Annotated in this window: 9 protein-coding genes and 1 riboswitch; of the genes, 1 reads left to right on the plus strand and 8 read right to left on the minus strand. The window is 37.4% G+C overall.

Annotated features, from left to right (window positions below; genetic code table 11):
• Positions 1-12: 12 nt before the first annotated feature.
• The 3 genes from BAQ44_RS29020 to rraA form a co-directional block, all read right to left on the minus strand.
• Positions 13-837 (minus strand): DUF4430 domain-containing protein, encoded by an 825-nt coding sequence (locus BAQ44_RS29020; protein ID WP_071725253.1) that lies wholly within the window; start codon positions 835-837, stop codon positions 13-15.
• A gap of 57 nt (positions 838-894) precedes the next feature.
• On the minus strand, positions 895-2,700 hold the full coding sequence (locus tag BAQ44_RS29025; RefSeq protein WP_071725255.1) for a DUF4430 domain-containing protein: 1,806 nt from the start codon (positions 2,698-2,700) through the stop codon (positions 895-897).
• Between the two features lie 338 nt (positions 2,701-3,038).
• Positions 3,039-3,518 carry a ribonuclease E activity regulator RraA gene (gene rraA, locus BAQ44_RS29030; RefSeq protein WP_063261489.1) on the minus strand — a complete coding sequence of 160 codons (480 nt, stop codon included), beginning with the start codon at positions 3,516-3,518 and terminating at the stop codon, positions 3,039-3,041.
• A gap of 200 nt (positions 3,519-3,718) precedes the next feature.
• On the opposite strand from rraA, the gene BAQ44_RS29035 reads away from it, so the two are divergent.
• Entirely contained in the window at positions 3,719-5,149 is a 1,431-nt protein-coding gene (locus BAQ44_RS29035) for a YfcC family protein (protein ID WP_071725257.1), read from the plus strand.
• Between the two features lie 137 nt (positions 5,150-5,286).
• On the opposite strand, the gene BAQ44_RS29040 is transcribed toward BAQ44_RS29035, so the two are convergent.
• From BAQ44_RS29040 to ltrA, 5 genes are all read right to left on the minus strand, one after another.
• Complete coding sequence (locus BAQ44_RS29040) at positions 5,287-6,114, minus strand: endonuclease I family protein (protein ID WP_016135002.1); 828 nt, start codon at positions 6,112-6,114, stop codon at positions 5,287-5,289.
• A gap of 465 nt (positions 6,115-6,579) precedes the next feature.
• Complete coding sequence (locus BAQ44_RS29045; RefSeq protein ID WP_071725259.1) at positions 6,580-7,461, minus strand: 5'-methylthioadenosine/S-adenosylhomocysteine nucleosidase; 882 nt, start codon at positions 7,459-7,461, stop codon at positions 6,580-6,582.
• 163 nt (positions 7,462-7,624) lie between these two features.
• Positions 7,625-7,728, minus strand: a riboswitch (purine riboswitch).
• A 216-nt stretch (positions 7,729-7,944) separates the two neighbouring features.
• Complete coding sequence (locus BAQ44_RS29050; RefSeq protein ID WP_071725261.1) at positions 7,945-8,928, minus strand: alpha/beta hydrolase family protein; 984 nt, start codon at positions 8,926-8,928, stop codon at positions 7,945-7,947.
• A gap of 15 nt (positions 8,929-8,943) precedes the next feature.
• The gene (locus tag BAQ44_RS29055) at positions 8,944-10,068 is read right to left on the minus strand and encodes a helix-turn-helix domain-containing protein (RefSeq protein WP_071725263.1); all 1,125 of its coding nucleotides are present in this window, start codon (positions 10,066-10,068) and stop codon (positions 8,944-8,946) included.
• 334 nt (positions 10,069-10,402) lie between these two features.
• Complete coding sequence (gene ltrA, locus BAQ44_RS29060; RefSeq protein WP_001097732.1) at positions 10,403-12,049, minus strand: group II intron reverse transcriptase/maturase; 1,647 nt, start codon at positions 12,047-12,049, stop codon at positions 10,403-10,405.
• Positions 12,050-12,663 lie beyond the last annotated feature (614 nt).

The following is a 12,663-nucleotide window of genomic DNA, read 5'->3' on the forward strand; positions in this document are numbered from 1 at the left end:
CGAATGCCTTTCTTATTTTAATACATACACCCACTCAATTGTATCTCCTGGTTTAACTGTTACTATACCTGCACTATGGTTTGGAAACGCACCGTTCACACGATATTTCCATCCACTAGTATCTGTAATATCTTTTTCATATAAATCATTAATACCTTTTACGTAAATATCACCTTTAGAGCCACTCGCATCCACATCTAATCCGGTACGTTGCAATACTTTATAAACTGTATCGCCTTCTTGTACATCAACCTTTTTCGCACCTAATAAGTATCCTTCATTACCTTTTACTGAGATAGTAACTTGTTTTGCTTGTGGTTTAGGTGGTTCTGGTACTGTATCTGGTTTAGGTGGTACTGGCTTTGGAACGGTCGGAGTCGGTATCGTTTTCTCCTCTTTATTCGGATCAACTTTTTGCTCCTGCTTCGGTGTTTCTTTCGGCTGATTCACAACCTTCGCTTCTTCTTTTACTTCTTGCGTTTTTAGTTGCTCTTGTTGTTTCTCTTCTTGTGCTTTTTGTTGTTCTGGTTGTTTATTAACAGCAGGCTGTTCCTGCGGTTTCTCTTCTTTCTTTACTTCCGGTTGTGCCTGTGGCTTTTCTTCTTTTGGCTTCTCTTCTACTTTTTGTTCTTGCTTCTCTTTCTGCTTTTGCTCTTGTTCAGCCGGTTTTTCTTCCGGCTTTTCTTCCGGTTTCGCTTCTTCTTTTTTCTCTTCTTGTTTTGCTACCTCTTCTTGCTTTGGTTCTACTTTCTTCTCAGGCTTTACAGCTGCCTCTTCACATCCGGCAAGTAGCCCAAGTGAAAGCATGAAAGAAATAAACCACTTCATCTTACTCATGTTGTCTCTCACCTTTCATATTAAAAATTAGGAGCAAATGATTGCTCCTAATTTTTGTTAAGCTGCTTTACGTCTCCATAATACATATGCAGAAGCAAGACATAATACACCCATACCTACTTCTGTAGCTGCACTATGAGAAGATGCTCCTGTTTGTGGTAACGTGCTACCGTTTCCGGATTTTTTATTTTTAACTGGTTCGTTATCGACAACAACTTTTAGCGTGTCATCTTTCGTTTCTTCTTGTACTTGTTTTTGTTCTTGTGGTTGTTCAGTAACTTCTTTTTCTACTACAACATTTTCTGAATCCACATTTGGTTTCTTATCGATTTCAGGAACAGATACATTTGACCAGTCATAAATCGATTTCCCAAGGTCTTTAAACTGAAGTAAAGCTAAGAATGCTTGCTCTGTAGCCATTCCGCTACCGTTTTGATCACTTGGTAACCATTTGAATTCACCATTTGGAAGTTGGTATGATAGTAGATTTTGCATTGCCTTATGTAGACGATGTTGATCTACATCTTTAACAAGTGATAATCCAATAATCGCTTGCGCAGCACTATTAGAATTCTCTTGTCCATCAGCAGAAAAACCACCATTTTCTAGTTGTTCGTTATATAAATAGGCAACAGCTTTTTCTACAGCTGGCTTCACATCTGGTCGATCTTGATAAGGAGCTAATGCTGATAAAACCATACCTGTTACATCAACGCTACTAGCACTGTCTTTACTGCTTGCGCTATCGTAAGTCCAGCCGCCATCTGTATGTTGCGCGTTTAAAAGCGCATCAACTAAAGCAACTCGATTCCATTTTGAATTCACTGGAACTTCATATTTCTTCGTATCAAATGCAAGTAAAGCAAATGTATAGCCTGTAACAGAATTTACTTTATCTGATTCGTACAATTTTTGAACTAAATTATGTTCGCCTACCTTTGTAGGGTCTGCATGCATTGCATTCATCATAATAATCGTTCTAGCTAAATCTGTCGCTGAAAAACGGTTAATGCGCTTTTCTACTTTTTCAGTTACTGACTTAACGTAATTTAATTTCGCCTCAATTGGAACATTCTTTCCAGAACGAGAAAGACCTAACGCTACCCAATCACTTTCAATTCCATCTTGTAACATCTTTTCAGACGTCTTAGAGATCGCATCATTTACTTGCGCTGCTGGAACTTGAATGTTTTCTTGCTTTGGTTGTTCTGGTTTTTCTTGTTTTGGATCATCTGTTTTTGGTTCTTCTGGTTTTTCTTGTTTTGGATCATCTGTTTTTGGTTCTTCTGGTTTTTCTTGTTTTGGATCATCCGTTTTTGGTTCTTCTGGTTTTTCTTGTTTTGGATCATCTGTCTTTGGTTCTTCTGGTTTTTCTTGTTTTGGATCATCTGTCTTTGGTTCTTCTACAGTTTTACAAGTACCAAATTTATCTAATGTTTGCTGTAATGTTTCCTGGCTCATATTGCTCCAGTCTGCAACAAAACGAAAGACAACAACATCTCCAGCATTTAATTTATAACTATCTGCTCCAACTTCTGCAGATTTATCATTTACATCATACAACCAGCCACTTGTGTCCCCAGCCATTAAGCCGTTAATGCCTTTAACATACGTTCCAAAAGACATCGTCTCTGCTGTTACTTTGTCCCCCATGACTTTTTGCAGCAAACTTAAAGCTGTTTCCCCATCTGTAATCTGCTCTTCTTTCGGACATAACATAATGCCCTTTTGTGATTCACCAACAATTGCAAGTTTTGCTGTATTTCCTTCAGCAAACGTAATATGTACTGTATTCGCAAAAGAAACAAATACAAGTGTAACTGCCATTAACGACGTAAGCAGCCATTTTTTCAACATTGCCATCCCAAAATTTCCTCCCTTACTACTATTTACACAAAAAAAGGCCCTTCAAGGGCGTGCAATTGACACTCTTTTTTTGTAAGTGTCGAACAAACTGTGCAACACCTCCGACCCGCATCATTCGCGGCTATATTTGTATAGGAAAAATAATTTTGTTTATGAACGTATCATTGTGATAACATTCACTTTTCTAGGCACAACTTACTTCCATTTCAGTTATCGTAAAACGATAAACCTATACATTCTGTTAATTTTAAATTTCTGTATTATTTTACTATTGACAAAGAATTTTGTCCATGCTTTATCGGATTTATTTTCTAAGAATAGTAACTTACTAACCTTTAACGATGCAAACTCTTTTCACTAATAATAACGCCATCTTCATCCGCATACACATATTCATTCGGTTTCCATTCTACTTGTCCAAATTGCAACGAAATATTCCGCTCTCCTTTTCCCTCTTTTACACTTCTATTTGGCATCGTCCCTAACGCTAAAATACCAATATTAATATTCTTTAGTTCACTAGAATCACGAACATATCCATTCACAATAATCCCTGCCAGCTTTCTTTCCTCCGCAATAGCTGCCAAATTATCGCCCAGTAACGCACAATTCGTGGACGCTCCGCCATCAACAACTAATACCGTTCCTTCTGGTAGTGTTTGTAATCCTTCCTTCACTAGTACATTATCATCCTTCACTTTCACCGTTGCAATTTTCCCGTAAAACTGTTCCTTCTTCCCAAACGACCGAAAAGACTGGCGACATATTTGTAATTCCTTTTCAAACTCATCACATAGATCCGTAGTTTTCCACATCTTTTTCCCTCTTTTCCTTATTCTTTCTATATAACATATTCTTTGATTATTTTCGTTTCCCTGTCTAATGTTGCAAGAATTTGTATATGTAAGAAAAGGACAGAAAAACTATTGCCTTAAGAAGCTACCTTTATTATAATCTATTTCACAGATAAATTTCAGAATATTAAAAATTAACCAAGTGAAAAAGGAGGGATTTTATGCAATTACAGACCGAGGTAAAAAAGCAGCCGAGCAAACGAAAATTTAAAATGCCTGACGCGTACGTACTACTATTTTTTATTGCCTTACTTTGTGCAATAGCTACATATTTCGTTCCTGCTGGAGAGTTTAAAAGAGTTACAAATGGTACTATTACAACGACAATACCAGGAAGTTATCATTCTGTTCCACAATCGCCAGTAGGATTTGTTTCTTTTTTTACCGCTATTGAAAAAGGAATGACGCTTGCTGCTCCTATCATCTTCTTAATTTTATTTACAGGTGGAGCTATTGCCATTCTTGAAAAAACAGGTGCTCTTGACGGTTTAATCTATCATGTGATTAACAAGTTTCGTAATCAGCAATTACTTTTCATTTGCATTGTCGCCGCACTCTTTTCTATTCTCGGAACGACTGGCATTATCGTAAACTCAGTTATCGGCTTTATTCCCATCGGTATCATCGTTGCACGCACATTAAAATGGGACGCTATCGTCGGCGTAGCAATTATTTATTTAGGCACTTATGCTGGTTTTAATGCTACTATTTTATCTCCCTCACCTTTAGGCATTTCACAAAAGATCGCAGAACTACCGATGTTTTCAGGGATTGGTTTACGTACAGCAATCTATATCTCATTTTTAATTGCTACCATTTTATATATTAATTGGTATGTAAAACGTTTAAAAAAATCGAATAAAGGAAGCATACTCGGAGATAACCGGTTTCCAAGTAATGCTCTTTCAAGTGAGAAAGAAATAGAGAAAACTGAAGTTCCTTGGACAATACGTCACAAATTAATTTTACTCGTTTCAGCTTTATCATTAATTGCATTTTTAATAGGTGCTTTTCGTCTCCATTGGACAGACGCAGAAATGACCGCTACTTTTATTTTCATCGCAATTACAGCGGGAATCATAGGTGGCATGAAAGCAAACGATATCGCTTCTACTTTTCTAGCAGGCTGCCAAAATCTCATTTACGGTGCTTTAATCGTCGGAATGGCTCGTTGTATTTCAGTCATTCTAGAACAAGGAAAATTACTTGATACAATTGTGAATCAGCTCGCACAATCTCTCGAAGGACAAAGCCCTGTATTTGGTGTTATCGGTATGTATGTAAGTAGTGCCGCATTACATTTTCTCATTTCATCCGGGACAGGAGAATCTGTTATTTTCATTCCAATATTAGCTCCACTCGCCGATTTCATGCACATTACACGCCAAGTTACAGTACAAGCTGTTATGCTTGGAGAAGGTGTAGTGAACTGTCTCAATCCAACTTCCGGTGTTTTAATGGGCGTTCTCGCAGCGAGCGGAATTTCTTACGGAAAATGGATTCGATTTATGGCTCCACTTGCATTCATTTGGTTTATCATCGGACTTATTTTTCTTATTATTGGCGTGAATATTGAGTGGGGACCGTATTAAAAAACTCATGTTATATTTAACTTGATAAAATTTCTATTCTCCAATCCTATAAAAATTACTTATTCTAGTATAGATATAAACAGGGATTGATTATATTGATCAATCCCTTCTCTCAAAGTAAAATACCTTTATGTATTTTAGTTCCAAATTTTATTTACCCATTCCGGATGATCAATAAAAGGATTACGATTATGTTGATATTTCGTAAAAATCACTTCATTACGCTTTCGCTCTAAATCATCTACCGGGTCTTGTTCATTCCATTTTAGTAAAACGGATAGTTTGCCCATGTATGGATCTTTATTGTTATTCACCTTTTCATTTAATTCTAAGTCTATTTCGCCGTTGTCTCCTTCATAACGAACAGCCATGTAAAATAGCATCCTAGCGATATCTCCTTTTACACTATCACGAGGTTCCCAAGAATCACTATCGTATTTACATTCTGTCGCTTCCGAATGATTCACACCACCATTATCAAAATCCAGATTTCCACGTGAACTATTTACAGATACATCCGTCGCTCTTAAATGATGCAAATCTGTTCCAGCTCCTGCAGTCGTTCCAAAATCACCGTGAGATTTTGCCCAAACATGCTCTCGGTTCCAATTATCAACTCCTGAACCATTCGTAAGTTTCCCTTGCGAACGCCCAGTATATAAGAGTATCACATTGTTTTTATTATTTGGATCTTCATCCGTATCTCTTAGCGCTTCCCAAACCGCACTGTATGATAACTTTGTATGATCATCAATAATATTATGAAGTTCCTTCTTTAATTCTAAACCCGTTTTTCCTATTGCATTATTATAATATGTATCGTCATAGCTTTTTACAGTGATCTCTTGTGGTGATGCAGAAGCTACTTCACCGTGTATGATATCTGTGAATGATAGAGATGCCGTACCTAAAATAAAAAATGAAGATAGTGTAACCATAGCAAGCTTTGTATTTCGAAACTTCATATACCCATTTCCCCTTTAAAATATAATTTGAAGCTGTTAACTAAAAGGTGCTTTCTAACCCCCAAAAAACTTTTAGAAAGCCATAGCCATCCTTTTCCTTTTATTTAATACAAAACTCTATTGAGTCTGTATTATTTCCATACTTTTGGTTTATCTACTTCTCAAGGAATATCCTTCTCTAGTAAAGATTATTAAAATATTCTTTACAATTAAAAAGTAGTTTAATGTTAACTCATAAATTCCAATTTTTTTATGCAATTATGCATATTTGATAAATCGACTTTTCCTTTTTCTATAACTGTCTTTATTTTTTGTGTAAAACCCTTCTTCCTCTGAAGAATAAGTACAAAAATAGATTGGATACCATGTAGGCACCAATCTATTTTAATGAAAGAAACTTTGTTAATTCTGAGTTCACAACACATTGTGCAGTAATGATTACATTTTTATATTGGGACAGAACTACTACTCTTTATTTTGCATTGAATCTATATACTTTTTAACTACTTCATATACATATTCTTGATTTGCCGCTGCTGTGTTTGGATTGTATTTTCCGCCGTTTGTTTTGTTGTTAGATAACACTCGAATTCCTAAAAATGGTACGTCATACGCTTTTGCGATTTGCGCTGCTGCAGCGCCTTCCATTTCTTCAACAGATGTACCGTATTTTGTATGGAACCATTTAATTCTATCAACTTCATTATTCCAAACATCTGCTGAACCAATCGTACCTTCCACTACTTTACCTTTTGTATATGTGTCTTTTACCGCATTCGCTGCTGCAAGTAAATCCTTATCTCCCTCGTAGTATCGGACTTTCTCAGCATTTGGATCTTCTCCTGCACTTCCTTCAGAAGCCATTAAGTCCATTGAAATCCATTTTGTCGGTTCAATCCCTTGATTCTCATCCATATTTGTTGTTTTTAATGAACCTATGTTTGCTACTTGTTTTCCTAAAACAATATCAAATACATTTAAATTAGGATCATGTCCACCTGATGTTCCTTGGTTAATAATCGCCTTAGGCTTATATTTTTCAATAGCCACTGCTGTAGCAGCTGCTGTATTTTCCATTCCTTTACCTGTTTTCGCTACGATTACAGGATAATTGTCGACAGTGCCTTTATAAAATACGAAGGTTCCAGACTTTTCTTCTTTCACATTTTTTAACCTTTTTGCAAACTTTTCGGCTTCTATCGGCATTGGCCCTTGAATTAAGATCGGTTGTTGATTACTTTTTGCCTCAACTTGTTTTGGACCCGCATTACATCCCGCAAGTATTGAGAATGACAATACCGTAGTAGTTACTAGCGCCGCACACTTTTTCAACATATTGTTCTTCATAAATAATCTCCTCTTTCTCTTGTTGTTTTCTATACTCGATGCTTTTGGTCCAAACAAAAAAGTTCTAGAAATTGTAGAAGAATCTCTACTTTCTAGAACTACGGTAGTCAAAGTTAATTAAGCACATGCAAAATTATAAATCGGTAGCGCTCATGAAATAGCACGGCCGAATACTTTAACCCGTAGTCCAGTTCTTTCATTGGGAACTAGGTAGAAACGCTCGGACCATATTACCGAGTATATACGAGTGATGATGTGTAAAATTATTATATTGGTAATATATCAAACTTTTAGTGTGCACGCAATCTAAATGTGAACATTTTTATTAAAATATTTTTTAATGTTCGTTTTTTGAATGATAAATTCATTTTTTATACATTTCTAAGCGAAAAATACCACTAAAAACTCATATTCTAAATACTAAAATAAATCCACCTACAACAACCGAGCTTTTACAAACAATCAAGCTTTCTTACTTCCGCCTTATATCGAGCTGGAAGTCTTTTTCCCCTCGTATTGCGAGATACAATGCGCCTCTATCCACTTCACAATTATTTCTTCCAGCATCGGATGAATTGGCTTTTCCGTCCCTTCTTTATAGTTCTTTTGGAGCTCTAATACTTTAAATTCTCCTTCAAAACCTTTTAAACTATGATCCATATTTTTTACTACATGTACTTCTGAATCACCTTTCACATAATGACCAATTCGCTTCGCTTTTTCAGGATCAGCCTGAATGTCTTTATCACCAGCGATTGCTAGTACTGGACATGTTACTTGTTGTAAATCTTTATAAATATCATGCTGGAAATGCTCCCTAAACCATTTTGCGTTCATCGGTTTAAAACCAACTTTAATCGTATCTTTTTCTGTGTTCATCATTTTCTCTTTTATTTTTTCCATCTGCTTCTCTCCACGTTTCTCCACATTGAGAAGGCGCATTAGTTTTCCCTTTATTCCTTTTTGTTCTTTTAATTCTTTATAAGCGATCTCTCTTTGTCTTTTCGTAGCCTCTTCTAACGATTCCGCAGCTCCTGTAAGAAGCATGAGTCCATTAACTGGCGTTCTTGCGTTTACTACAGTTGCTAACATACACCCTTCACTATGACCAGCTAAAATGATATTTTCCGGATCAACAAATGGTTGTTCTTTTACATACGTAATCGTAGCCTCTATATCACTAACTAAATCCCACATTCCAGTCTTCAGAAATTCCCCTTCACTCTTTCCTACCCCGCGCTTATCAAAGCGGAGCGTTACTACTCCAAGTCTCGCTATTACATGTGCTAAATCTTTGTAAATATTCGACGCAAGCTTTAACGGTACGATCATTCCATCACGATCAATCTCTCCAGATCCAGCGATAATGACAACAGCAGCATACTTCCCATCAGCTTTCGGTTTCGTAATCGTACCGCGCAAAGTAAATTCACTATTTATCACTACCTCATATTCATCAAAGGCCATAATTTTGTCCTCCCTCTATTCTTTTATATCCAATTTAAATTTCAAACTCGCTATTATATTTTTGTACTCTCTTACATCTTTCATCGGAGCAAAAACTGGATTCTCTGCAATACTTTTTAACATGCTCCGCTTTATAATCTCTTCATTTCTAACCGTTTTAGCACCGAGTGGAAATTCTGCAAACCATCCATCAATCGCATCAAAATAGGAATCGCCGTGTAAATGCAGACTATTTACTGTGAAACTAGCTGCACAAACTGTTGCGTATTTCTGCAACAGTTCTAACGCTCTTTCAAAATTCCCTTGCATACAATATACTTGTGCAGCAGCATAGTAAACTTTTAAAGTCATATTAGGATGTAGTTTTTCTATTTCATATATATCTATTAACATGAAAGCTCTATTTAAAGCGATCTCTACCTTTTCTTTGTTTGAGGCATTAACTATTACAAAATTCGGGATTGTCGAAACAAAGTGCATCAAATGTTGGTACATACTAATTTGCATCATTTCATTCGCCTTCTCAGTATTTCCAAGCATTTGATACGCTTGTGCGATTAGATCTTCCTCTGGAACGTTAGGACGTATCGTTTCGCCAAGTAATTGAAGCACCTCATTTGGCTTATTGAGTATAAGATAGCAAGTTGCTTGAAACGATACCGCCTCTTTCACAAGAGAAACATCATCACTCTCTTCCTGCACCCTGCTAAAGAGAGACATTGCCTCTTCTAAAATTTCAATTCTTTTATCCGTATCCTCTGTTAACATATGGTGGTTTATAAAAAGTAGTCCCATTTGAAGTAATAACGGAAAACAAGAATAATATTTTTTAATCATTTCTCTGCACTCTATCATTACTTTATCAAACGGTTCTTCACTAAAAGCTTCCGCTAGTCGATGATATAAATTTTTAATATCTTCCTGTTTCATTTGCGGTGTATAACAGATTAGTTCATCTATACTTATGTTAAAGTACGATGCTAACAATGGTAAAAATGTAATATCCGGATAACTCTGCCCTGTCTCCCACTTAGAAACAGACGCCTTCGTAATACCGATATACGCCGCTAACTCTTCCTGTGTAATTCCCTTTTGTTTTCTCTTATCCGCAATAATTTTATGAATGTTTATCTCCTTCACATCATCACCTCATACTTTTATTATATGCTTTTATTTCACACAAAATATGGATTTAAAGTCGACTTTCGTTAACAAAATCAACTGTTAGGAAACATCTCTTTAAAATTAAAGGCAGGAACATATTTGATATGTTCCTGCCTTTTTATTGTGGGGTACCGGTACGTGGTCATCTAGCTAAGATTTTGAAGTGCTTTAAAATCAAACATTTCATCTCACCACAGATTTTTTAGTCGGGTAAGCGGGGGGCATCGCTGCCCCCAACTCCCCTCAGAACCGTACGTGACAGTTTCCCATCATACGGCTCAAGCCTTCTTTTTATCCGATTTCAGTCCCTTTAGTATAGGCAAGGTAAGTGAACTAATTTTAAGTTTAAATTAGACAATATGAGGTGTTGCGGAACAGGCATGTCTTTTACGACTACCTTTTCCCCGTTTTGTAGTGGAGTTTTGCAGATAGCGCAGCGGTAACCTTGTTTTCTAGCCAGCTTCATTCTATCCATCGTGTTTTCCGTATCAAATACCTTACGGTCTCTTTTTTCCCAGTATTCTTTCAATGTTGGGTCATCAGGACTATTTTTGAATTTCACCATGTTGTGTCTCTCAATCTTAATCCATGACATATGTAAGAGTTGGATATTTGTTTTCGGGCAGGTTGGTGTCCAAGCATTTCCACCATGATGTGGATGCCTGTAATATCTTGCATATATCCATTTCCACGACTTCTTTGGATGGAGCTGTCGAAGATGTTTGCCGATTCTCCAATAGATATAGCTATCCATTGTACCAAAGATTTTCTTAGAAACGACATGTTTCCAGTATTGCCCGTATCCTCTGATAATAGGATTAAGCACTCGGATGATTTCTCCGATGGGTTGACCCCTCATGACACGTAAAGTATCTCCAATTTTCTTCTTCGCTTTCTGTCTACTGCCCTTACTTGGTTTGATGAACAGTTTATTCCCCTGTTCAGTTTGGTACTGCCGAATCAAGAATCCTAGGAACTCAAATCCTTCCTCAATATGTGTAACCTTCGTCTTTTCAGGGCTTAATTCCAATCCCCTGTCCTTTAAGTAGGGACGAAGTCTCATATATACAGAGAGTGCTTGTTCTTTTGTCTCCGTTAAGACCACAAAATCATCTGCGTAACGGATAAGGGTAAATTTGCAAGCAGGATTCATAATATAACTATCATTAGCTTTATAGTTTTTCTTGTAAGTAATTCCCAAGGTTTCTTCCATTCCATGAAGGGCAATGTTAGCGAGAAGTGGCGAGATAATTCCTCCTTGCGGAGTACCTTCTTGCGTTTCCGCGAAAAAGCTTTGCTCCATGTATCCCATCTTGAGCCATCGCTTCAATAGTTTTCTTCCTGGGAAGTAAGAAGTTTGTTTGAGTATCCACTCATGGTTGAGATGATCAAAACAGCCCTGAAAATCTCCTTCAAATATCCATTTCTTCTTTGTGCCCCCGTTGATTCTATTGAAAATGCTTCGTATGGCATCATGGGTACTTCGCTTAGGACGAAACCCGTAAGAAATAGCTTCAAATCTGGCTTCCCACTGTGGTTCAAGGGCATTTCGCACTATATTTTGATATACCCTATCCTTTATAGTTGGGATGCCCAACGGTCGCAATTTTCCGTTTTTCTTCACAATGTATATACGTTTTGCTGGTTTTGGTCGGTGTTGTAGCGTATTTAACTTTTTGAGTTGCTCATAGAGAAGATTTCTTTCTCTGCGACTCAAGGCTGTATGTTCATCAACACCTGCTGTTCGCTTTCCTTTATTCTGCTGTGTTACTCGTCTAATTGATAACAGTAAGTTTGCTTCGCTTCTCATGAGTAAGCGTTGAAGTTTTCTTACCTTTCTTTGTTGCTGTAACTGTTCGGCACGGTAAATTCTTTGTCGTAACTTCGTCACATACATCTGAACTGCTTTCCAGTTTGTATACGAGACGTGCGCCGACGCTCGTTCTGAGGTGTTCATAACTGCACGCTCCTATTCGTCAGAAGATAACTTACAAATGTATTTCCATGTTGAAGACCTATAAGAAGTGGGCTCCCTTTCAGGCTTGTCATGGGTTTGTCCGTAAGGACGACAATATCCGCTCAGTTATACATATTTCTATGCTTTCCTGTTTCCTTTCGGCTAGCGGCTTTTGCTTTCTCTTATATCCTTTACCCTCTGCCACATCGTTTGACTTTACAGTCATCCTACTGCTTGCGCAGATGACATAGGGCTTACCAAGTTTCACATTCCACAGATACGACAGGGTTAGGTGGACTCTTTACTCCGGATAAGTTGCGGGATGCAACGCGGCAGTATTATGAGAATGCCTTTCCTCTTATCAAGACCTGGGTAGAGCTGTACATTATCCCAAGCTAACGATTACGAAGCTTACGAGCCTTCACTCTCGTTCACCGTACCTGTCTTCTCCTAGCGGTATTCCGAGTCATGTACAGACTCTCTGTTTCCACATTTCCTCATGCAACCCACGAGCCCGTTACCAAGTCCGCAGTTTCGGATGGAGATAGACTTTGCATCTAATCTAGTAGCAGAAGCTACCCTGTGGGAATGCGACTTCTTGTCGCACCATAATT

It is taken from the genome of Bacillus mobilis (assembly GCF_001884045.1).
In the GTDB taxonomy this organism is placed as follows: domain Bacteria; phylum Bacillota; class Bacilli; order Bacillales; family Bacillaceae_G; genus Bacillus_A; species Bacillus_A mobilis.